This window comes from Bacillus cereus group sp. N21 (assembly GCF_016483395.1).
GTDB classification, from domain to species: Bacteria; Bacillota; Bacilli; order Bacillales; family Bacillaceae_G; genus Bacillus_A; species Bacillus_A pseudomycoides.
In genome coordinates, this window is sequence record NZ_JAEHBX010000043.1 from 18179 (window position 1) to 41458 (window position 23280).

Below are 23280 nucleotides of genomic sequence, written 5' to 3' on the forward strand. Positions count from 1 at the left end.
TTTTTCAATTTGTATTTATATAGTACTGTTTTTTGTGATCGCTTAGTTTATTGTGAGTTCACACGAAATTCATATTGGTGTGATATTTTTATTGCACTATTGATTTACTAGTAATAGTTTTTCAAATAAAAAAGTTTGACCAAATGAAAAAAAAGTATATTATTTATACGAGGTTATATGTTTTTTTATACTTTGCTGTTTAAAATTTTCGAATTAACTTATGCCAAAAGCAAAATGAAAGCCAACCTCTTATATTATATGTGTTACATGTAAGTATTATTAGAAAGATAGAGGGGAAAAAGTTGTCCAAAGTATATAGGCTTATTTGTTGAGGTGAAATCAAGATGTTGGTTTCATTTTCGTGTAAATCAACGGGAGAATTGAAAGGCAGGAGAAAGCAAGATGTCAGAAAATTATCGCTCTCGAGAAGAGCGAAGACAAGTACAAAAGAAAAAGCAACCAAGTGCTAATGTAGAAAAAACGAAAGGTAAAACATCGTTTTTTCGTAAATTTTTAATTGGATGTTTAATACTTGGAATCGTGGCGCTCGTAGGAGGAGTAACTACTTTTTTCATTATGATAAAAGATGCTCCGAAACTTGAAAAGGAAAAGCTTGTCAATCCATTATCAGCAAAAATTTATGATAAAGATAAAAAGCTGATATATGAATATGGGAAAGAGAAACGAACAAATATTACGTATGATCAAGTACCTAAATTAATAGAAAATGCATTTTTAGCTACAGAGGATGCACGTTTTTATGATCATAGTGGTGTTGACTTCAAAGGGACTGCACGTGCTGTTTTAGTCAGCCTTACTGGGAATTATGGCTCACAAGGCGGAAGTACAATTACCCAACAGGTTATTAAAAACTATTTCTTGTCTATGGATAAAACCCCTAAGCGTAAGGCACAAGAAATATTTTTAGCTTATAAGTTAGAACAGCAATATTCAAAACATGAAATATTAGAAATGTATTTAAATAAGATTAATTTAGGGAACCGCTCATATGGTATTGCAACAGCAGCTGAAAACTATTATGGAAAAGAATTAAAGGACTTAACTTTACCACAGGCTGCGATGCTTGCAGGACTACCAAAAGGCCCTAGTATTTATGATCCAACAAAACCGCAAAATGTAGAGCGGGCAACAGAGCGTAGAAATGTTGTCTTACATTTAATGAATCGACATGGATATATTTCGAAAAAACAAATGGAAGAAGCATCGAAGGTCCCTGTAACCGACGGACTACTTCCTCCTAAAGAAGTTACAGAAATGCCATATCCAGCATTTATAGACGCTGTTGTGAAGGAAGTAGAGAAAGAGTTACCAGATGCAAACGTTGGATCTGATGGGTTATCTATTTACACAACTTTAGACCAAGAAGCGCAGAAATATGCTGATGATCTTTTAAACAAAAATATTATTAGTTATCCAAATGATAAATTCCAAGGTGCTTTTACATTTATGGATACAAAAACTGGAGAAATTCGCGCTATAGGTAGTGGACGTGGTGAAAATAAAGCGACATTCAAAGGGCATAATATGGCAATTGAACTAGATCGTTCAGCAGGTTCAACAATGAAGCCAATTTTTGACTATGGTCCAGCAATTGAATATTTAAAATGGCCAACTTATCATCAACTCGATGATTCAGCATATAAATATTCGACAGGACAACAGGTTCAAAATGCTGATAAAACGTATAAAGGTATGATAACAATGCGTGAGTCTCTTAAATGGTCTCGTAACATACCAGCAATTAAAACAGCAAAAGAGGTAGGATTAAGTAAAGCACAAAGCTTTGCAGAAAGCTTAGGTATTCCATTTAAAAAAGATGCAGTTGAGTCAACAGCAATTGGTACAAATGAAGTATCGCCAACTGAAATTGCAGGGGCATATGCTACATTTGGTAATGATGGTAAATATACAAAACCACACTTTGTTAAAAAAGTGGTTTATCCTGATGGGAAATCACAAAGTTTTGAACCAAAATCGAAACGTGTTATGGAAGATTATACAGCATATATGATCACAGATATGCTACGTTCTGTTGTGAGTTCTGGTACTGGTACAGCAGCTAATGTAAGTTCTTTAGATGTGGCAGGTAAAACAGGAACAACAAACTATTCATCTGAACAAATATCGAAATATGGTATACCATCTAGTGCATCGCGTGATAGTTGGTTTGCGGGTTATACACCGCAGTATACAATGGCAGTTTGGACTGGATATATGAAAGATAGTCCTGAAGATTATATAAGCAGCAAAAATACGAAAATTGCACAACAGATTTTTAAAGAAATGATGAGTAAATTTGGAACAAATACGTCACGTTTTAAGGCGCCAAGTAGTGTTGTTCAAGAGGGTGATGAATTACGTGTGAAAGGTGCAAAACGAGATTCTTCTCCAAATCCGAGCACGTCAAATTCAAACTCAAGTGAACAGCAGAAAAATGATGGTCAAAATAAACAGCAAGAACAGCAGCAACAAACAGATGGAGATAAAAAACAACAAGAGCAAAAACAAAATGAAGAAAATAAGCAAAATAATGATCAAAATAAACAAAATGAAGACAATGCAACAAATAATCAAGGTGGAAATGATCAAGGGAATACAACCCCGCCGAGCAATGGAAATGATCAAGGGAATACAACCCCGCCGAGCAATGGAAATGGTCAAGGGAATACAACTCCGCCGAGCAATGGAAACGGCCAAGGAAATACAACTCCACCAGGCAGTGGAAACGGCCAAGGAAGTACAACTCCACCAGGCAGTGGAAATGGCCAAGGGAATACAACCCCGCCAGGCAGCGGAAATGGCCAGGGGAATACAACTCCACCAAGCGGTGAAAACGGCCAAGAAAATGCAACACAACCGAGCAATGGAAATGGTCAAGGAGAGGCAACTCCAAATGGTGGTCAATAAATATAATGTTTTTTAAAGTTTCAATCATATAAAAGTGTATGGAAAACACCTAGGATACCGGAGATCGATCGGTAACTTAGGTGTTTTTTTGTATGCTATCATGTATAAAAATACTGTATATGAAATGGAAGAATATATATATATGTTCAAATGTTGAAGGTCCCATAAAAATTTTGAAAATAAATTGATGGGAAATGATAGAAAATCTGGAGAGGTGGATACGGAGAATGGGGAGGATGACCATAATAGGTAGTGCCACTAGGAGGTGTGCCGTGATGCCAAAATGAAGGTGTTGCTCCACCTGATAATTGATATTGCTGCCAAGTTGCTGGGAGTTCAATGCCAACATCAGAAGTTGCTGTATGAACGGGAACAGAATGGACAGAAGGAGAGGCAACTGGGGCTACAACGGCAATTCTTGTTGGAAATAAATACATAAAAGAATCACCCCTAAATCGTATTATATAGCAGTATATTCTTGCACGAGCTGCAAATGTGCACGCGAATTTTTACAGAGTATAGAATGTATATAAAAAAGAACAAGAAAGACATTTAGATATTGTAGTAGTTTCATTAACAGCAATCGTGGTCGTTGCCAATAGCTAACGCGCTAAAAGAAACCGGACCTACTATTGCAGCTTCGGCACCGGCAGTCATATTTTCAACAGTAAGCGTGTAAACATGAGTTCCGGATCTTAGATCTTTGTCAATTGCTTGGAAGGTTACAGCATAAAATTGTTCTGAATCAGTGGATTCGATCCCAACTTGAGTGTTGAAAATCTCAGTATGATGGCGGAAAATACGAAATACGATTTGAGCGATGTTTGTAACTCCTTCAACTCCAACTGTTGCGATTAATTCTACTGTGTTGTCACGGGAGTCTCTACGTGGAATATTTACTCGTAACTGAGCAACTGAATTTCTTTTTGGAGAATGGTCAATTGGAATTGGTTGTCTTGCATTTGTTTTACTACGTGGCTGAATAGCTTGAAAATCAATAATATGCGTTATAATTCTCACCACCTATTGTTTGATACCTTATAATATGAAGAGCCGCTTTCAATAATTATATTCAAAAAAAATATAAACTTATTTAATAGTTCAATAGTCGAAAGACTAACTCCAACTATAGATGGTGGACTTTTTTTATAAAAACACATCTATTTACGGAAGGAAGTCCCTATATAAAAAGATACAATATGATTGTAATAAATAATACCTTTTATGAGTTTTTATATGGAGATAATAGCACCATTCAGCCTAGTTATTCTTTAGGAGTGGCTTTTGAGGTGTCAGAAGATATAGCCGCATCTGTTGAACAGGATGGCATTCAATTTTTTTTGTCGATTCCGACGATATTTGGTATTTTCGGGACTGTGATTTAGTAGTAAGTTATCATAAGAAAATGGACGAAATTGAATTTAACTATGTAAAATAATAATTTTATTAAAAATGAAAATATTTTATATAAAAATTGTATTTAATTAATATCGATATATAAAATAAGTGTGAGCGAGTTGTGTATATGTACAACTCGCTTTTTTGTGTGCTGAAAAAAGATAATAAATATACGGAGTAAATTGTTTGTTGTATAAGCTTTATATGGAATTTTATTGAAAATCAATATATTTCGGTTTAAAAGAAAAAGAAGGGACAACGGGCTTTTTGATAAAAAATTTAGATGTTATTCTTAAAAAACAATTTTATTACAGCAGGAAAAGTATAGGAAACTTATCATTATAAAATAAATTGAAATCTTCTAAAAACTCTGATACATTGAAATAGAAATGTAGTTCACAATGTTGTAAAGGCTTACAGTTATGTGCACGAAGATCTATTAGGATTGGAGGAAATGATAATGAAAGCTGAAGAAAAATTTTCCCCGGGATTAGATGGTGTAGTCGCAGCGGAGACGAAAATTTCGTTTCTCGATACGGTAAAAGGTGAAATTGTTATTCAAGGATATGACTTAATTGAACTATCAAAGACAAAAGGTTATTTAGACATTGTGCACCTTTTATTAGAAGAACATCTACCAAATGAGGATGAAAAGGAAAAACTTGAACAGAAATTGAAGGAAGAATATGAAGTACCAGAAGGTGTATTCAATGTTTTAAAAGCATTGCCAAAAGAAACGCACCCGATGGATGGGTTACGTACAGGTGTATCAGCATTAGCTGGTTATGATAACGATATTGAAAACCGTTCGCTAGAAGTGAACAAAAGTCGTGGTTATAAATTGTTAAGCAAAGTGCCAAATATTGTTGCGAACAGTTATCATATTTTAAGCAATGAAGAGCCAATCGGGCCGCTTCAGGAGTTATCGTATAGTGCGAATTTCTTCTATATGTTAACTGGTAAAAAACCGACTGAGCTTGAAGAGAAAATCTTCGACCGCTCTTTAGTTTTATATAGTGAACATGAAATGCCAAACTCTACATTCACAGCTCGCGTTATCGCATCTACGCAATCAGACTTATATGGTGCTTTAACAGGAGCAGTCGCATCCTTAAAAGGAAGCCTACATGGCGGTGCAAATGAAGCAGTTATGTACATGCTGTTAGAAGCTGGAAATGTTGAGAAATTTGAAGAGTTACTGCAAAAAAAATTATATAACAAAGAAAAAATCATGGGATTTGGACATCGCGTCTACATGAAGAAGATGGATCCAAGAGCACTCATGATGAAAGAAGCTTTAAAACAGTTATGTGATGTAAAAGGTGATTATACATTATATGAAATGTGTGAAGCTGGAGAGAAAATTATGGAGAAGGAAAAAGGAATCTATCCGAATCTAGATTATTATGCAGCTCCAGTATATTGGATGTTAGGCATTCCAATTCAACTGTACACGCCAATCTTTTTCAGTTCTAGAACAGTAGGCTTATGTGCGCATGTTATTGAACAGCATACAAACAATCGCTTGTTCCGCCCACGTGTAAATTATATCGGCGAGCGACATGTGCTTAGCAAATAAAAACAACTGGGGAGTTGTTAAGGCCGCCCGCCAGGTGGGTGTTTGACCGACACCCATCCTCAATAATAACGAATTTTCGACAGAAAGGGAAGGATAGCATGATTAAAACAAATGAAATTAAACAAAAAGATGCAATTTTAGAAGAGATTACGGATTATGTATTAAATAAAGAGGTGACGAGCTCAGAAGCATTTAGCACAGCACGCTATGTGTTACTTGATACGCTTGGATGCGGAATTTTAGCGCTGCAATATCCTGAATGTACGAAACTCCTTGGACCAGTTGTACCAGGAACAGTTGTGCCAAATGGTACACGTGTACCAGGAACATCATTTGTACTTGATCCAGTACGCGGTGCTTTTAATATTGGATGTATGATTCGTTGGCTGGATTATAACGATACATGGCTTGCTGCAGAATGGGGACACCCGTCTGATAATTTAGGTGGAATTTTAGCTGTTGCAGATTATGTGAGCCGCGTTCGTATTTCAGAAGGAAAAGAACCATTAAAAGTACGCGATGTACTTGAAATGATGATTAAAGCTCATGAAATCCAAGGTGTACTTGCATTAGAAAATAGTTTAAACCGCGTTGGTCTTGACCATGTATTATATGTAAAAGTAGCGACAACAGCAGTTGTTACAAAAATGCTTGGTGGCACGCGTGAAGAAATCTTTAACGCATTGTCTCATGCATGGATTGATAACTCTAGTCTTCGTACATATCGTCATGCCCCAAATACAGGTTCACGTAAATCATGGGCAGCTGGGGATGCAACAAGCCGTGGTGTTTACCTTGCACTTACTGCATTAAAAGGTGAAATGGGTTATCCAACAGCGTTATCTGCACCAGGATGGGGATTCCAAGATGTATTATTTAATAAGCAGGAACTAAAATTAGCAAGACCTTTAGATTCTTATGTAATGGAAAATGTATTGTTTAAAGTATCATATCCAGCAGAATTCCATGCTCAAACAGCTGCAGAATGCTCAGTGAAATTACATCCAGAAGTGAAAGAGCGATTAGAGGAAATTGACCGTATTACAATTACAACACATGAATCGGCGGTTCGTATTATTGATAAAGAAGGTCTATTAAATAACCCAGCTGACCGCGATCATTGCTTACAATACATTACTGCAATTGGTCTATTAAAAGGCGATATCGTTGCAGATGACTATGAGGATGAAGTTGCATTTGACCCTCGTGTAGATGAATTACGAAATAAGATGGTTGTTGTAGAAAATAAACAGTATAGTTTGGATTACCTTGATCCGAACAAGCGCTCAATCGCCAACGCTGTTCAAGTTCATTTTAAAGATGGCACAGTAACAGAAAACGTAGAGTGTGAATACCCATTAGGTCACCGTTTCCGTAGAGACGAAGCGATTCCAAAGGTTGTTCAAAAGTTTTCTGCAAATATGGCTGTTCATTATTCTAATAAACAACAAGAAAAAATTCATGAAGCTTGTTTGAATGAAGAAAAGTTAGAAAATATGAATGTAAATGAATTTGTAGATCTTTTCTTAATTTAAGTATAGGGGGAATAAGAATGGCTTGGGTTGTGAATAAACCGTCAACACAAGAAGAGCTTGCTAATCGATTCCGAGCTTTAGTAGAGGCACCTGAAATTTTACAAATCCCTGGTGCTCATGATGCAATGGCTGCTCTTGTTGCAAAAAACACTGGATTTTCAGCTCTTTATTTATCGGGAGCTGCTTATACAGCAAGTAAGGGTTTGCCAGATTTAGGTATTGTAACGTCTACTGAAGTAGCTGACAGAGCAAGAGATCTTGTTAGAGCAACGGACTTACCTCTTCTTGTCGATATTGATACAGGATTTGGTGGAGTGTTAAATGTAGCAAGAACGGCTGTAGAGATGGTGGAAGCAAATGTAGCCGCTGTCCAAATTGAAGATCAACAATTACCGAAAAAATGTGGACACTTAAATGGAAAAAAACTTGTTTCCACTGAGGAATTAGTACAGAAGATTAAAGCGATTAAAGAAGTAGCACCAACACTTGTTGTTGTAGCACGTACAGATGCTCGCGGTGTAGAAGGATTAGATGCAGCAATTGAAAGAGCGATTGCTTATGTAAAAGCAGGTGCAGATGCTGTTTTCCCGGAAGCACTTCAATCCGAAGAAGAATTCCGTTTGTTCAACAGTAAAGTAAATGTTCCGTTGCTTGCGAACATGACTGAATTTGGGAAAACTCCATATTATAGTGCAGAAGAATTTGCAAATATGGGCTTCCAAATGGTGATTTATCCGGTTACATCACTTCGCGTTGCAGCAAAAGCATATGAGCGTGTGTTTATGCTAATTAAAGAAACAGGCTCACAAAAAGAAGGGTTATCTAACATGCAAACGAGAAGTGAATTGTATGAAACAATTTCGTATCATGATTTTGAGGAATTAGATAACGGAATTGCAAAAACAGTTTTATCTGAAGATCAATAGAACAGAGAAGAAAGGCGATGATGGGACATCTTGGGCAAGAACAACTGCTTGATGTGAGAATTCATCGCCTTTTTATATGATTTGAATTGTTGTATACAAGAGGTGAGAAGATATGAGTTCTACAAAAGATTTCTCTGTAGAAAAATGGATGCAGCAAGATTTCCAGTTTGTGAGAAGTAACGATACGATTACTGAAACAGTTAAACTTCTTATTAAAATATCAAAGGATGAACTTCCTGTGCTAGATGGAAAGCAAATGATTGGCATTGTAAAACTAACAGATTGTATTCAGTGGATACAACAAAAAAGTGATAAAAGTATGTTAGTTCATATGATTGTCACTAATTCTATTAATAAGGGTAGTATGAAAACAACTATGAACGAATTACAGGATATACCATTTTATGTGACAACTGAACAAGACGGAGTACTTGTAGGAATCATAGACAAGCCTGAACTTTTCGCTTTTCAAAAGTTTCTAAAACAGCAATTAAAAGAATCACAACAATTAATTGAATGGTTTCGTTTGTCTTTCGACACTGCGTATGAAGGCATTGCGATTGTGGATGAAAACGGCGTCATTCAAATGTTTAATGATACGTATAGCCGCTTTGTCGGAGTATCGAAAGAAGAAGCAATTGGACAACTGGCCGAAAATGTAATTGAGAATACGAGGCTTCCAGTTGTATTAAAAACAGGGGTACCAGAAAGAAATCAAGTGCATCGTTTGCAAGGCCAAAATTTAGTTGTGCATCGGATGCCGATTTGGAAGCAAGGAAGAGTGATAGGTGCTGTAGGCATGCTTATTCATGAAGGGATTTCAGATATTTATAAAATACTAGAGAGGTTTGATCAAAAAGATAGTGCTGTCAAACCGTTATTTTCTAAACCGAAGAAGAAGCAAATTCGATTCGAAGATATTCTTGGAGAAAGTCAGACGATTTCTGAAACGAAAAAAATGGCTCGAAAAGCAGCTGGGTCGAAAGCGTCTGTGTTAATTACTGGAGAAAGTGGTGTTGGTAAAGAGCAATTTGCAAGAGCTATACATGATACAGGTATAACAAAAAACGGTCCATTTATCAGTGTGAACTGTGCTGCTATTCCTGATAATTTACTAGAATCCGAACTGTTTGGTTATGCAGAAGGTGCTTTTACAGGTGCGAAAAAGAACGGGAAAGCAGGAAAGTTTGAACTTGCGAATCATGGCACGTTATTTTTAGACGAAATCGGTGATATGTCTCTATTAACACAGGTGAAAATTTTACGTGTTTTACAAGAAAGGGAGATAGAAAGAATTGGTGGTACACATCCAATTCCAGTTGATTTTAGGCTAATTGCAGCGACAAATAAAGATTTAAAACAAATGGTTAGAGAAGGTACATTTAGAGAAGATTTATATCATCGTCTTCATGTTATTCCGATTCATATTCCACCACTTCGTTTTCGAAAGCAAGACATCCCACTCATTGTCGAAGAACATTTACAAAAGTTATGTCAAATGTATGGTGCTAAAGAAAAGACACTTGATAAAGAAGTATTACGCCTTATGTTCCATTACAATTGGCCAGGAAATGTTCGGGAATTAATCAATGTGTTAGAAAGACTATTTGCACTATCGGATGATGTACATATACGAGCTAAGGATTTACCAGAAGAATTCTATTATCGGGATATGGAACAGAAGAAATTAGTACCTATGATTCAGTCTTTACCAGCAAAGCAAGAAGCGATGAAAGTGGTACGTGAAGAGGAAGAGCGAGGATTAATTGAACGCGTTTTAAAAGAAGCAAAAGGGAATAAGTCAAAGGCAGCAGCATTGTTAGGGATTTCTAGGGCGACTCTTTATAACAAATTATCACGATTCAAAATCTAGGCAAATTGTTATAAACAGTGTAAAACTGTCTAGACAGTTTTACGTTTTCTATTTATTTAGCCCAGGTTCTATCAAGTTTTTAGTTTGGCATAGATTTTGCATATAAAGAAAATGAAGACCGAAATGATAGGGGGATACAGATGGAGAAAACAAAGTTGCAATGGGACGAATTTTTTTCGCTGAATAAGAATCTTAATACAACTTTTTTTACACCGGAAGATTTTTCAGGTGATGAAGATTTAATCGCAAAAACAACAGAACAGTTTGTTAAACAGGAAATTGTTCCTCAAATTGAAAATATCGAGCAGCACAATTATCAAGTTTCTCGCGGGTTGTTTGAAAAGGCCGGAGAACTTGGGTTGTTAAGTATAGAGGTACCAGAAGAATATGGTGGGTTCGAATTAGGAAAGGCAGTTTCTGGCCTTGTAGCAGAAAAGATGGGATATGCAGGAGCATTTAGTGTTTCCTTTAATATTCATGCTGGTGTAGGAACATTGCCATATATATACTATGGCACAAACGAGCAGAAGGAAAAATACTTACCTAAAATTGCATCAGGCGAATGGATTGGAGCGTATGCATTAACAGAACCTAATGCTGGATCAGATGCATTAAGTGCAAAAACAAGCGCTGTATTAAATGAAGAAGGAACAACTTGGAAATTAAATGGGGAAAAGCAGTGGATTACAAATGCTCATATGGCTGATGTATATGTTGTTTTTGCAAAGACAAATAAAGGAATGACAGCATTTATTGTCGAAAGAACATGTGAAGGTGTTTCAATTGGCTTAGAAGAAAAGAAAATGGGCATTAAAGGATCTTCGACTGCGACACTCATTTTAGAGGATGTTGTAATTCCAGTTGAAAATGTATTAGGGGAAGTTGGAAAGGGTCATTACGTAGCCCTTAATATCCTCAATTTCGCTAGATTGAAACTCGCTTTTGGAAATATTGGAACAGCAAAACAAGCAATTGGTTTATCTGTTCAATACGGAAAAGAACGAAAACAGTTTCAAACAGAATTAGTTGATTTCACGATGATTCGAGAGAAAATTGCAAATATGATTATCGCTACATACGGTGCAGAGAGTGCAGCTTATCGAACAGCAGGCGTAATTGACGAGGCAATTCATGAGACAAATGGGGATGGAAGCATCATGCAGAAAATGTCTCAATTTGCAATGGAGTGTGCCATTAATAAAGTGAATGCTTCGGAAACACTAGGAAATATTGTGGATGAAGCTGTACAAATTCATGGTGGCTACGGTTATATGCAAGAATATGAAGTAGAACGATTATATCGTGATGCTAGAATTAGCCGTATATTTGAAGGAACGAATGAAATTAACCGCTTAACAGTTGCGAAAATGTTAATGAAACAAACGAAGCAAATAGGAGATCAAGTAGACGAAGGCACATTTGAAAATATAGAACGAAACCATCGTTATATTTTATTATCGAAACAGTTATTGAAGCAATCTTTGAAAACGCTATCTCAAACTCCTGAATTAAAAATCGAGCAAGAACAAGAATATTCACGCGTATTAGCAGACATGTTGAAAGATGTGTATGTAATGGAATCAGCATTTTTACGTACGAAGAAAGCAGTGAGTAAAAATGGTGAAGAAAAAGAACGTACAAAACAGTTCGTAACAGATGTTCTTTGTGAGGAAGGGTATCGTAAAGTAGAATCAGCAGCAATGGTTCTTCTTTCTGCAGCAGTACAAGAAGAGCAAAATAGAAACGCTATTCTAGATGAAATTCGTCAACTGTCAATACCTCTATATACGAACATATTTATGAAAAAGAGAGAAATTGCAAAAGCCATTATAAATCGCGGAAAATATATTGTTTAAATAGGAGGAGAACAATATGAAAAAGATTGGTTTTATTGGTTTAGGTAATATGGGCCTTCCAATGTCTAAAAATTTAGTTAAATCAAATTACACTGTATATGGCGTCGATTTAAATAAAGATGCTGAGGCTTCTTTTGAGAAAGATGGAGGAATCATCGGCTTATCAATTGCAAACTTGGCAGAAACATGTGATTTGATTTTTACAAGTTTACCATCTCCGCGAGATGTGGAAGCGGTTTATTTTGGAGAAGAGGGTTTAATTGAGAATAGTCATCCGAATGTTGTTCTAATTGATACCAGTACAGTAGCACCGCAATTGAATAAAAGATTAGCAGAAGCTGCTAATGATAAAAAAGTAGATTTCTTAGCAGCGCCGGTTAGTGGTGGGGTGATTGGAGCAGAAAATCGCACATTAACTTTTATGGTCGGTGGATCAAAAGAAGTATATGAAAAAGGTTTACCAGTGATGGAAGTATTAGGGGCAAATGTGTTTCATGTAAGTGAACAAATTGATAGTGGCACGACTGTAAAGCTTATTAATAACTTATTGATAGGTTTCTACACAGCGGGTGTAAGTGAAGCTTTGACTTTAGCGAAGAAAAACAATATGGATTTAGAGAAAATGTTTGATATTCTAAATGTGAGTTACGGACAAAGTAGAATTTATGAGCGCAACTATAAAAGCTTTATTGCACCAGAAAACTATGAGCCAGGTTTTACTGTAAATCTATTAAAGAAAGATTTAGGATTTGCGGTTGATTTAGCAAAAGAAAGTGAACTTCACTTACCAGTAAGTGAAATGCTGTTGAACTTGTATGATGAAGCGGGTAAAGCGGGGTATGGGGAAAAAGACATGGCTGCTTTATATAAGAAGATAAGTGAACAAGTAATCTCTAGTCATGAATAATGAATGGTTATAGCGTCGAATTATAAATTGTGAGAAACAATTCGAACTTATAACAATAAAAAAGGAGCGAATACAATGATTACAACAGAAATTAAACGAGTGAAAAATCATATTAATGGTGAATGGGTAGAATCTACTGGTACGGAAGTTGAAGCTGTTCCAAATCCTGCAACTGGGAAAATAATCGCTTATGTTCCGCTTTCTCCAAAAGAAGATGTGGAGCGTGCTGTTGAAGCTGCAAAAACAGCTTATGAAACATGGTCTAAAGTGCCGGTTCCAAATCGTTCAAGACAGCTATACAAATATTTACAACTTTTGCAAGAAAATAAAGATGAGCTTGCGAAAATTATCACATTAGAAAATGGAAAAACATTAAAAGATGCGAGTGGTGAAGTACAGCGTGGTATTGAGGCTGTAGAATTGGCAACATCAACACCAAATTTAATGATGGGGCAAGCACTCCCGAACATTGCAGGTGGAATTGATGGTTCGATTTGGCGTTACCCAATTGGAGTTGTTGCTGGTATTACACCGTTTAACTTCCCGATGATGATTCCATTATGGATGTTCCCATTAGCAATTGCTTGCGGTAACACATTCGTATTAAAAACATCTGAAAGAACACCACTTTTAGCTGAGAGACTGGTAGAGTTATTCTATGAAGCAGGTTTCCCAAAAGGAGTTTTAAATTTAGTGCAAGGCGGAAAAGACGTTGTAAATAGCATTCTAGAAAATAAGGACATTCAAGCGGTTTCATTCGTTGGATCTGAGCCAGTTGCACGTTATGTATACGAAACAGGAACAAAATATGGAAAACGAGTACAAGCACTCGCAGGAGCGAAAAATCATGCGATTGTTATGCCAGATTGCAATCTTGAAAAAACAGTACAAGGTGTTATTGGTTCTGCATTTGCGAGCAGTGGAGAGCGCTGCATGGCATGTTCTGTTGTAGCTGTTGTGGATGAAATTGCTGATGAGTTTATTGATGTACTAGTAGCGGAAACACGTAAATTAAAAGTTGGCGATGGTTTCCATGAAGATAATTATGTAGGTCCATTAATTCGTGAATCTCATAAAGAGCGTGTACTAGGCTATATTAATAGTGGTGTAGCAGATGGGGCTACTTTATTAGTAGATGGTCGTAAAATTAATGAAGAAGCCCGTGAAGGATATTTTGTTGGAGCAACAATCTTTGATGGTGTGAATCAAGCTATGAAAATCTGGCAAGATGAAATTTTTGCTCCAGTTTTAAGTATTGTGAGAGTAAAAGATTTAGAAGAAGGCATTAAACTTACAAATCAATCCAAATTTGCAAATGGTGCAGTTATTTATACATCAAGCGGTAAACATGCGCAAACATTCCGTGATAATATCGATGCAGGAATGATTGGCGTAAACGTTAACGTTCCAGCACCGATGGCATTCTTCGCATTTGCTGGAAATAAAGCATCCTTCTATGGTGATCTTGGAACAAATGGAACAGACGGTGTTCAATTCTATACACGTAAAAAAGTTGTGACAGAGCGCTGGTTTTAATAGATGAATAGCATATACATGTACAAAAAGTACACCCCTCATTAGAGGAGGCCACTGAAAAACTTTCGTTTTTCATCTCATAAAACACGTGTAAAACAAAAAAGGCGACTTTTCGTTCAGTTTTGAACGAAAAGTCGCCTTTCTCTCTATATTTTTGTTACTGTTTTCCTTTTAATAAGGTCATAATTCGTTTTAAGTTAACAGCGAATATTGCCATTGCTCCTTGCATTTGCATGCCAATGAGACCCGAGGAAGATGCCATATCATACCCGTGTCTATGTTTGAGTTCACTTTTTTAACTATAAGGACTTTTTCAGTGGCCTCCATTAGAGAGGGGTGTACTTTTCATCGTTAACTATTCTTTTCAAAAGCTAATTTGATGCCAAATCCAATTAATACAATACCAGTAACTCCTTGGATGTATCTTTGAGTAGCTGGTTTTTTCATGAAAACACTGATTTTATCAATTAAGAAGATATAAAAGGCAAACCATATCACGGTTAAAACGAGATAGGTAAGACCCATGGTTAGAAATTGAATGAATGTATTATGGTTAGGATTTAAAAATTGTGGTAAAAAGGTCAAAAAGAATACAGCGACTTTAGGATTTAAAAGATTAGTAAGAAACCCTTGGCGAAAACAAGAGCTGTTTTCATCTGTACGTTTCATAGGTAACTCATTTGTATCTATGCTGTTTTTGCTTTTTAAAGATAAAAGTGCTTTTATTCCTAAATAGACTAGATAAAAGGCACCAACATATTTAAAAATAGAAAATAAGAGAGCAGATTTAACAATGATAGCGGAAAGCCCAATTACAGCCGCTAAAGTATGAATTAAAAGGGCGATACATGTGCCGAAAACCGTTTTTACACCTCCTATTTTTCCTGAAGTAAGAGTGTTTTTTGTAGCCATTGCAGTATCAGGCCCGGGTAAAATAATAAGACAAATAGACATGATAATAAAAAGAAGATAGTTCTCCACAATCACTCCACCTTTCTGTGCTTGTTTTTCAGAAAATTTAATTAAAAATAGTTTAACACAATTTAAGTGATATGATAAATAAAATTTAAGTATGTTAAAATATATCTATCATATTGTTTGAAGGAGCATGAGGTATGGAAAATATAAATATCGGAAAAAAGGTGAAAGAGCTTCGGGAATATAAGGAGCTGAGTATGCGAGAGTTAGCTAAAATGGCAGAAATAACACCTTCTATGTTAAGTCAAATTGAACGTGGATTAGCTAATCCTTCGATTCAAACATTGAAATTGCTAGCCAAGGCTTTAGAAGTTCCAACTTTTAGTTTTCTCATTGAAGATACGAACACGGATGATCTAGTTATAAGAGCGAATGCACGTAAAAAAATGATCGTAGGAAATTTATCCTATGAATTATTATCACCAGATTTAACGGGTGCTTTGGCAGTATCTTTAATGACTTTGCCACCTAATTCTGTTTCCTCCGAAAAACTTTTAGAGCATAAAGGAGAGGAAATTGCTCATGTTTTAGAAGGACAGATTATCTTGTATTTACAGCAAGATATATATACTTTATACCCCGGGGATAGTGTGAAAATCCCTTCTTACATGAAACATAAATGGGAGAATCTATTTGATCAAGATGCCGTTATTTTATTCGCTGTAACGCCTCCATCGTTCTGATAATGAAGATACATAATACATATGTCTAGAAGGAAAAAAGCTAGATGAAGTAGCAAATAGGTTGCTTTCATCTAGCTTTTTGATTAGGCATTAAGCAGATTGAAGAAGCGATTGACATCTTCATCTGAAACATCACTTAATTGTTTATATTTATACTTTGGATTTTGATCTTTGTCGACAACGACTGAACGTACTCCTTCAAAGAAATCTTCGTGCCTCATGAAATTTTTAGCGAGCACGAGATCTGTTGCAAAGCATTCTTCTATCGATTTTTCCTTTCCGTCAATAAGTTGTTTTAATGTTACTTTTAATGAGAACGGAGATTTTGATAGTAATGTTTCTTTCGTTTTTGAAGCGAAGGATCCGTCAGCATTATCTAATGAATGGATGATATCTTCAACTGTATGGAATGAAAAATGTTGATCAATTTCTTCTAATAAGGAAACAAGTTCACTTTCTACACTAGGAGCTGTTTCATATTTATTAATGAGTTCTTTTAAAGTGATATGTATATTTTGATCATGCCAATTTACCTTTTCGACTGCATCTAGGAAAGTAGGTAAAGTTTCCGATGGCATATAATGATCAGCAGCTTTTATATATAATACATCAGCAGCTTTTAAAACAGATGCTGTTAACGCAACATACCGACCAGTCTGCCCAGGAGCCTTGTTTAAGAAATAAGCAGCTCCAACGTCTGGGAAAAAACCAATGTTCATCTCAGGCATGGCCCATTTTGTACGATCTGTTACAATTCTATATTTTGCCCCATTCGTAAGACCGACGCCACCACCCATTACAATTCCATCTAAACAAGCAATAATTGGTTTTGGATAATGATATATATAAGTATCTATTTCGTATTCTTCTTCAAAAAAATGTTCAGCATGCTGTAATGCAACTTCATTTGAACGTGCTTCGTATAATGTTTTTATATCACCGCCAGCGCAAAATCCTTTCGTGCCAGCACCTTTCAAGATTACTACGGCAATACGATCATCTTTTTCCCATTCTTTTAGTTTCTGACCAATCGGATGTAACATATCATAAGATAAAGAGTTAAGTGCTTTTGGGCGATTTAAAGTGATTGACGCGACGCCATTTTCGTGAATGGAAAATAAAACATTTTCAGTCATTTTGAATCCTCCTCTTATATATCTTCTCATTCTTATTTCTCGATACAAGCTAAAATGTCCTTTATAATTTATTTGATATTGCAAGTAGCGTGCCAGTTTTAATGTCCTTAATTAAGAAGAAATGCCAGTAATAAAGTGTCTAACTGTCTAAACAAATGGACATTTAGACGTCGGACTAGATACTTTTTAGAATGGTGCATATTTTGACGAGTTATATTTGCAGGATTTCAACATATGAAAATGAATATTACAACATCAGTCATTTAAAATGTAGGGGTATTGTTTGTAACTTGAAAATGAAGGGAATACTATATACCATATTTAATTTGAAAGAAAGTGAGTAATTGGAATGAATTCAATATGGATAGCAACTTCACTTTGTTTTATTTACTGAATTGTCTTGCTTTTAACGAAGTGAGAGTTTGTATATAATAGGAGTAGAGAAAGGGGAGATCGGAATGCCAGGGCCTTTGCTATTATCGGTTATTATTTTGTCTTCTCTCATGGTAGGAATTACACAGTATTTTCATCGTACAGATACGACAGAAGAAATTAAAGATAAAGTACGTCTCGTATTTCCGGTTTTTATATTATCTATCTCACTGTGTTATGTGTTAAATAAAGATGGATATATCGTGGCATCATTCTCATTTTTTATAGCAATTGTTTTAATAACTGTATTGTACTATATAATGAAAGAGTATTTGCAAAAATAAAGATGCCTGAAAAGGCATTTTTATTTTTATGAAATTAAACAATTTATACCGGAATTTGAAGATGTGAATTCATATTACTGTTTACCTGCTTTTCTAAAATTGCTTTCTGTATACTTGCTTTTTAAGCTATTATTGCTTTGACTTTAGGATATTAATAAACTTATTGAATCATATTTTTATTGGGACTGTTTTTTGTATCATATAAAATCATTCAACTTGTAGAACATTCAGCTCATTCTTCTTTTCCAAACGGTCACGCGACATCAGCGATTCTATTTTAAACATCGTGACTTAATTTCCAATCCACATGAAATATTGTTAATTTCACATACCGTATTATAATTTAAAAAATACATATAGCATAAAAAAATAAAATGAATGTGAAAGTGAATTCTTCATCATGTATTCACTTGTCAATCGTGAATAGCCGCTATACTATTAAAGTATAGAGAACTGGAAAAGGGGTTGTATTTATATGAAATTTGAGATGCATACAAAGATTATTTCAAATGAAAAAGAAATGAGATTACATATAGAAGAAAATATATTTCAATTAATATTAGACGGTTATCATTTATTTGCTGTGGATGAAATGTTACCTTTATATAAATCTGATCAAGAAAGAATCGGTAGTGCAATCGTTCAAAAGTTAGAGTGGGAAGATGGGAAGACAACACTTAACTACCAACTGGTTTCATTACAATCAGTAAATTAAAAGAGAGAAAGGAAGGAAAAGATGAAGTTTTTTCATACAGCGGATTGGCATTTAGGAAAACTTGTTCACGGTGTGTATATGACCGAAGATCAACGAATTGTATTAGATCAGTTCGTTCAAGCTGTGGAAGAAGAAAAACCAGATGCCGTAATTATTGCAGGTGATTTGTATGACCGAGCGATTCCTCCAATAGAAGCAGTAGATTTACTAAATGATGTATTAAAAAAGATAGTGATTGATTTACAAACGCCAGTAATTGCAGTGGCAGGGAATCATGATAGTCCAGACCGTATTCATTTTGGCAGCAGTTTAATGAAAAAACAAGGGTTACATATTGTTGGCCAATTTCAATTTCCGTATGAACCAGTTGTTTTACATGATAAGTATGGGGAAGTGCATTTTCATTTAATCCCATATGCGGATCCAAGTATTGTAAGACATGTGATGAAAAATGAAGATATTCGGTCGCATGATGATGCGATGCGTATTTTCATGAATGAACTTTCAGAAACGATGAATCAAGAAGCAAGACACATATTTGTAGGCCATGCATTTGTCACTTCTTCAGGTGAAGCAGAAGAAAATACGAGTGATGCAGAGCGTCCGCTTTCCATCGGCGGTGCTGAATACGTAAATAGTCATTATTTTGATAAGTTTCATTACACAGCACTGGGGCATTTGCACCAAGCGCACTTTGTACGTAATGAAACGATTCGTTATTCTGGTTCACCACTTGCGTATTCTATTTCTGAAGAGCGGCATAAAAAAGGGTATTATATTGTGGAATTAGACGAAACAGGTCAAGTGGAAATAGAAAAGCGTTTATTTACACCTCGTCGCCAAATGCGAACAGTAGAAGCGAAAATAGATGATTTATTAAAGTATCCAACAAGTGAAGATTATGTCTTCGTAAAGTTATTAGATGAAAATCCTGTACTGCAGCCAATGGAAAAAATTCGTTCTGTATATCCAAATGCTATGCATGTTGAACGTTCTATGCAAAGACGAGAATTTACAGAAACCAATGAAGTTACTGTTTCTAGACATAAAACAGATGATCTATCCCTTTTGAAAGCTTTTTATAGAGAAATGAAGGGCTCAGATTTATCAGAAGAGAAAGAACGTCTTTTCTTAGACGTATTACAAACAGTGCAGGAACGGGAAGGTGAACGAGGATGAGACCACTTCAGCTTATTATGACCGCATTTGGTCCGTATAAACAGCGAGAAGTTATCGATTTCAGCGATCTTGGCGATCACCGTATTTTTGCTATTTCAGGAAATACGGGAGCTGGGAAAACAACGATATTTGATGCGATTTGTTATGTATTATATGGGGAAGCGAGCGGAGAAGAACGTAGTGATACGAGTATGCTACGTAGCCAATTTGCTGATGATAATATATACACAAGTGTAGAATTAACCTTCCAGTTGAAAGGAAAGCAATACGAAATAAAAAGACAGCTCGGTCATAAAAAACAAGGGAATAAAACAGTTACAGGGCATGCTGTTGAGCTATATGAAGTAATAGGTGATGAGAAGGTTCCATGTGTGGATCGTTTTCATGTGACAGATGTGAACAAAAAGGTTGAAGAGTTAATCGGACTTAGCAAACATCAATTTAGTCAAATTGTTATGCTTCCGCAAGGAGAATTCCGAAAACTATTAACGTCTGAAACAGAAAATAAAGAAGAAATTTTACGTCGTATTTTTAAAACAGATCGTTATAAATTAATGCGTGAATTGTTAGATCAAAAACGTAAACAGTGGAAAGACGTCTTACAAGAAAAGCAAAAAGAAAGAGAACTGTACTTCCGTAATGTTTTTAAATTACCGGTTCGAGATGATTCACTATTAGAGACATTAGTTCAACAGGAACATGTAAATACGCACCAAGTAGTCGAAGCGCTTGAACAAGAAAAAAATTGCTATGAGGCGGAAGTTGAACAATTACAAGCGCAGCAAACATTGCAAACGCAGCAATTAAAAAAAGCCGAAGATCGTTTTCATACAGCTAAGTCTATTAATGAAAAGTTCAAAGATTTACAGCAAAAACAAGAGAAACAAGCAGTTTTACAAGCAAATCGAGAACAAATAGAAACAGAAGAACAACGCTTTAAACTTGCTGAACAAGCGAAACGATTATTACCATTTGAACAATGGTATGAAGAAGCGGTACAGAGTGAACAAAATGCTGAACAATTATTGAAACAAATATCTGTAAAAAAAGAAAAGACGGTTAAGGCGTTTGAACTTGCTTATGAGAAATATGAAGAATTAAAGGGTAAAGAGTCTGTTCGTGAAGAAGGTAAGAAAACTGTACAAAGATTAGAAGAGTTACAGCCAATTATTGCTTCATTAGCAGAGAAAAAATCAAAATTGCAACAGGCAGAACTTCAAAGTGGGAAATTGAAGGAAGGTATTCAGAAGTTTGAGAAACAGCTAGAAGGACAGATTTCTCAAAAACAACAAATTGCCGGAGAATTACAACAGCTAGAGGTTGCACTTGAGCAATATGTAGCAAAAGTAGAAGAGCTAACAAATATGCGGGAAGATGCAAAAGTACTAAAGCAAGCATATGACGTTTGGCAAGAAAAGCAAAAATATGAGCAAGAAAAAGAAGTTGCAAATCAAAAGATGGAAGTTGCAGTTAAAGCATATGAAGAGATGGAGCATCGTTGGTTAAATGAACAAGCAGGAATGTTAGCTCTTCATCTTCATGAAGGTGAATCTTGTCCTGTATGTGGTAGCATAGATCATCCAAAGAAAGCTACAGAACGTGGAGATTCCATTGATGAAAAACAGCTAAATGAACTGCGCGAAAAGAAAACAGTTGCTGAAAAATTACATGTTCAAGTAGAAGAGAAATGGAATTTCTACAGATTACAATATGAGCAAGTAATAGATGAAGTCGTAAAACGAGGATACCGTTCAGAAGAGTTAGTTGAAACATACCGTACGCTAGTGCAAAACGGAAAACAACTAGCAGCTGAGGTAAACACATTAAAGGAAAGTGAAGAAAAACGTAAACAGCTAGCGTTAAGTGTAAAAGGATTAGAAGAAAAAGTAGAAGAATTACAGAAGCAAAAACGCGAAGCTGAAGTGATGCAGCACCGTACTGAAATGGAGTGCATGCAACTTCGTACGTCCTATGAACATGATCAGCAAAAAACCCATGAGGACTTACAAACGTTAGAAGCCTGGAAAAAACAATTTGATCAAGCTGTTAGCACACTTCGCTTTATGGAAGAGGAGTGGAAGAAAGTACAAGAAGCTTATCAATATTGGCAAAATGAAAATATACGCATACAAGCTGAGTATGATGGTGCTCTAAAGCAAGTAAGTCATGCAAAAGAAAAGCAAGAAGAGACTTTACTTCGCTTTACGACAGAGCTTGAACAAGGTGGATTTATCGACCAACAAGCTTATAAAGAAGCAAAATTAACAGATGTAGAAATGAAGCATTTGCATGAGCAAATTCAAGAGTACTATTCATCCTTAGAAGTATTGGCTAAACAAATTGAGGAACTAGTAAATGAATTAAGCGGGAAAGAATGGACGGACATTACAGCTCTAGAAGAACAAATGAAAGAGTTAGGAATTCAGCTTGATATTACAAAAGAAAAGCGCCAGCGTGCCCAAAGTGCAGTTGCATACATTACCGATTTGCATGAAAACATTAGACGAATTGATGAACAAATTCATGAAGAAGAAAAAGCTTTCCAAGAACTTGTTGATTTATATGAAGTCATGAAAGGGGATAACGAAAGTCGTATTTCGTTTGAACGTTACATTTTAATTGAGTATTTAGAACAAATTGTTCAAATTGCTAACGAAAGACTTCGTAAACTATCAAACGGCCAGTTCTATTTAAAACGAAGTGAAAGAGTTGAAAAACGAAATCGTCAAAGTGGACTAGGATTAGATGTATATGACGCATATACAGGTCAAACACGTGACGTAAAAACATTGTCTGGCGGGGAAAAATTTAATGCATCGCTTTGTCTAGCACTTGGTATGGCAGATGTGATCCAGGCATATGAAGGCGGTATTTCTATCGAAACCATGTTTATCGATGAAGGATTTGGCTCGCTAGATGAAGAGTCATTAACAAAAGCGATCGATGCATTGATTGATTTACAAAAATCAGGACGATTTATTGGCGTTATTTCACACGTTCAAGAGTTGAAAAACGCAATGCCAGCAGTTTTAGAGGTAACGAAGCAGAAGAATGGTTGTAGTGAGACTCGGTTTGTGGTGAAATAATAAAACTAATAAAAAGGTTAATAGTAAATTTTAATTATGAGAGGACATATGCTTAATAGTAGGCATATGTCCTTTTTTCATATAGTTATATCGGTATGATTTATGTTTGAAGGAAGCGTTGTTTAGAGAAAAAGATGTAAATAGTTATTTTTAAATAAATTTCTTAATAAAATTTTTTCAGAAATTTATTGAGAAATTAAATGTTCAATATGATGGTTTTTATTATAAAATAAAGATTTTTATGTAATT

At 35.5% G+C, this 23280-nt stretch carries 17 protein-coding genes and 1 pseudogene; 14 read left to right on the forward strand and 4 right to left on the reverse strand.

Annotated elements, in window-relative coordinates; genetic code table 11:
- Positions 1 to 402: 402 nt before the first annotated feature.
- Complete coding sequence (locus tag JDS96_RS20775) at positions 403 to 2928, forward strand: transglycosylase domain-containing protein (protein WP_199667896.1); 2526 nt, start codon at positions 403 to 405, stop codon at positions 2926 to 2928.
- 146 nt (positions 2929 to 3074) lie between these two features.
- On the opposite strand, the gene JDS96_RS20780 is transcribed toward JDS96_RS20775, so the two are convergent.
- Both JDS96_RS20780 and JDS96_RS20785 read right to left on the reverse strand, forming a co-directional pair.
- Complete coding sequence (locus tag JDS96_RS20780) at positions 3075 to 3365, reverse strand: hypothetical protein (protein ID WP_003197573.1); 291 nt, start codon at positions 3363 to 3365, stop codon at positions 3075 to 3077.
- A 136-nt stretch (positions 3366 to 3501) separates the two neighbouring features.
- A complete protein-coding gene (locus JDS96_RS20785) occupies positions 3502 to 3939 on the reverse strand; it encodes an exosporium protein C (protein WP_199667906.1) in 438 nt (145 codons plus the stop codon).
- Positions 3940 to 4163: 224 nt separating this feature from the next.
- Between JDS96_RS20785 and JDS96_RS32280 the strand changes: the two are divergent.
- From JDS96_RS32280 to JDS96_RS20820, 8 genes and pseudogenes are all read left to right on the forward strand, one after another.
- Positions 4164 to 4366 (forward strand): annotated as a pseudogene (locus JDS96_RS32280) (HesB/YadR/YfhF family protein); the annotation flags it as partial.
- Between the two features lie 420 nt (positions 4367 to 4786).
- Positions 4787 to 5905, forward strand: coding sequence for a citrate synthase (gene mmgD / locus JDS96_RS20790; protein WP_199667897.1), 1119 nt, complete (start codon positions 4787 to 4789; stop codon positions 5903 to 5905).
- Between the two features lie 98 nt (positions 5906 to 6003).
- Positions 6004 to 7440 (forward strand): 2-methylcitrate dehydratase, encoded by a 1437-nt coding sequence (prpD, locus tag JDS96_RS20795; RefSeq protein WP_199667898.1) that lies wholly within the window; start codon positions 6004 to 6006, stop codon positions 7438 to 7440.
- 17 nt (positions 7441 to 7457) lie between these two features.
- Positions 7458 to 8366 (forward strand): methylisocitrate lyase, encoded by a 909-nt coding sequence (prpB, locus tag JDS96_RS20800; protein WP_006094816.1) that lies wholly within the window; start codon positions 7458 to 7460, stop codon positions 8364 to 8366.
- A gap of 112 nt (positions 8367 to 8478) precedes the next feature.
- Entirely contained in the window at positions 8479 to 10239 is a 1761-nt protein-coding gene (locus JDS96_RS20805; RefSeq protein ID WP_144569518.1) for a sigma 54-interacting transcriptional regulator, read from the forward strand.
- A gap of 140 nt (positions 10240 to 10379) precedes the next feature.
- On the forward strand, positions 10380 to 12095 hold the full coding sequence (locus JDS96_RS20810; RefSeq protein WP_199667899.1) for an acyl-CoA dehydrogenase family protein: 1716 nt from the start codon (positions 10380 to 10382) through the stop codon (positions 12093 to 12095).
- Between the two features lie 16 nt (positions 12096 to 12111).
- The gene (locus tag JDS96_RS20815; RefSeq protein WP_199667900.1) at positions 12112 to 13002 is read left to right on the forward strand and encodes an NAD(P)-dependent oxidoreductase; all 891 of its coding nucleotides are present in this window, start codon (positions 12112 to 12114) and stop codon (positions 13000 to 13002) included.
- 75 nt (positions 13003 to 13077) lie between these two features.
- A complete protein-coding gene (locus tag JDS96_RS20820; RefSeq protein ID WP_199667901.1) occupies positions 13078 to 14538 on the forward strand; it encodes a CoA-acylating methylmalonate-semialdehyde dehydrogenase in 1461 nt (486 codons plus the stop codon).
- 351 nt (positions 14539 to 14889) lie between these two features.
- Here JDS96_RS20820 and JDS96_RS20825 read toward each other — a convergent pair whose 3' ends face one another.
- Positions 14890 to 15522, reverse strand: a complete 633-nt coding sequence (locus JDS96_RS20825) for a LysE family translocator (protein ID WP_199667907.1) — start codon at positions 15520 to 15522, stop codon at positions 14890 to 14892.
- A 131-nt stretch (positions 15523 to 15653) separates the two neighbouring features.
- On the opposite strand from JDS96_RS20825, the gene JDS96_RS20830 reads away from it, so the two are divergent.
- Positions 15654 to 16199, forward strand: coding sequence for a helix-turn-helix domain-containing protein (locus JDS96_RS20830; RefSeq protein WP_003197601.1), 546 nt, complete (start codon positions 15654 to 15656; stop codon positions 16197 to 16199).
- A gap of 83 nt (positions 16200 to 16282) precedes the next feature.
- On the opposite strand, the gene JDS96_RS20835 is transcribed toward JDS96_RS20830, so the two are convergent.
- Positions 16283 to 17335, reverse strand: coding sequence for an enoyl-CoA hydratase/isomerase family protein (locus JDS96_RS20835; RefSeq protein ID WP_199667902.1), 1053 nt, complete (start codon positions 17333 to 17335; stop codon positions 16283 to 16285).
- Between the two features lie 458 nt (positions 17336 to 17793).
- Between JDS96_RS20835 and JDS96_RS20840 the strand changes: the two genes are divergently transcribed.
- The 4 genes from JDS96_RS20840 to JDS96_RS20855 all read left to right on the forward strand — a co-directional run bounded on the left by JDS96_RS20840 (position 17794) and on the right by JDS96_RS20855 (position 23031).
- Positions 17794 to 18051, forward strand: a complete 258-nt coding sequence (locus tag JDS96_RS20840; RefSeq protein WP_003197605.1) for a hypothetical protein — start codon at positions 17794 to 17796, stop codon at positions 18049 to 18051.
- A 475-nt stretch (positions 18052 to 18526) separates the two neighbouring features.
- A complete protein-coding gene (locus JDS96_RS20845) occupies positions 18527 to 18766 on the forward strand; it encodes a DUF2584 family protein (protein WP_016114814.1) in 240 nt (79 codons plus the stop codon).
- 21 nt (positions 18767 to 18787) lie between these two features.
- On the forward strand, positions 18788 to 19945 hold the full coding sequence (locus JDS96_RS20850) for an exonuclease SbcCD subunit D (protein ID WP_199667903.1): 1158 nt from the start codon (positions 18788 to 18790) through the stop codon (positions 19943 to 19945).
- Positions 19942 to 23031, forward strand: coding sequence for an AAA family ATPase (locus JDS96_RS20855; RefSeq protein WP_199667904.1), 3090 nt, complete (start codon positions 19942 to 19944; stop codon positions 23029 to 23031). The genes JDS96_RS20850 and JDS96_RS20855 overlap by 4 nt, the downstream gene beginning before the upstream one ends.
- The last annotated feature ends 249 nt before the right edge of the window (positions 23032 to 23280 follow it).

Bases quoted from the DNA above. Each gene is read 5' to 3' on its own strand.
- mmgD (WP_199667897.1), top strand. From the start codon at position 4,787: ATGAAAGCTGAAGAAAAATTTTCCCCGGGATTAGATGGTGTAGTCGCA.
- JDS96_RS20845 (WP_016114814.1), top strand. From the start codon at position 18,527: ATGAAATTTGAGATGCATACAAAGATTATTTCAAATGAAAAAGAAATG.
- JDS96_RS20855 (WP_199667904.1), top strand. From the start codon at position 19,942: ATGAGACCACTTCAGCTTATTATGACCGCATTTGGTCCGTATAAACAG.
- JDS96_RS20780 (WP_003197573.1), bottom strand. From the start codon at position 3,365: ATGTATTTATTTCCAACAAGAATTGCCGTTGTAGCCCCAGTTGCCTCT.
- JDS96_RS20840 (WP_003197605.1), top strand. From the start codon at position 17,794: ATGCCAGGGCCTTTGCTATTATCGGTTATTATTTTGTCTTCTCTCATG.
- JDS96_RS20830 (WP_003197601.1), top strand. From the start codon at position 15,654: ATGGAAAATATAAATATCGGAAAAAAGGTGAAAGAGCTTCGGGAATAT.
- JDS96_RS20810 (WP_199667899.1), top strand. From the start codon at position 10,380: ATGGAGAAAACAAAGTTGCAATGGGACGAATTTTTTTCGCTGAATAAG.
- JDS96_RS20805 (WP_144569518.1), top strand. From the start codon at position 8,479: ATGAGTTCTACAAAAGATTTCTCTGTAGAAAAATGGATGCAGCAAGAT.
- prpD (WP_199667898.1), top strand. From the start codon at position 6,004: ATGATTAAAACAAATGAAATTAAACAAAAAGATGCAATTTTAGAAGAG.
- JDS96_RS20775 (WP_199667896.1), top strand. From the start codon at position 403: ATGTCAGAAAATTATCGCTCTCGAGAAGAGCGAAGACAAGTACAAAAG.
- JDS96_RS20815 (WP_199667900.1), top strand. From the start codon at position 12,112: ATGAAAAAGATTGGTTTTATTGGTTTAGGTAATATGGGCCTTCCAATG.
- JDS96_RS20835 (WP_199667902.1), bottom strand. From the start codon at position 17,335: ATGACTGAAAATGTTTTATTTTCCATTCACGAAAATGGCGTCGCGTCA.
- JDS96_RS20820 (WP_199667901.1), top strand. From the start codon at position 13,078: ATGATTACAACAGAAATTAAACGAGTGAAAAATCATATTAATGGTGAA.
- JDS96_RS20850 (WP_199667903.1), top strand. From the start codon at position 18,788: ATGAAGTTTTTTCATACAGCGGATTGGCATTTAGGAAAACTTGTTCAC.
- prpB (WP_006094816.1), top strand. From the start codon at position 7,458: ATGGCTTGGGTTGTGAATAAACCGTCAACACAAGAAGAGCTTGCTAAT.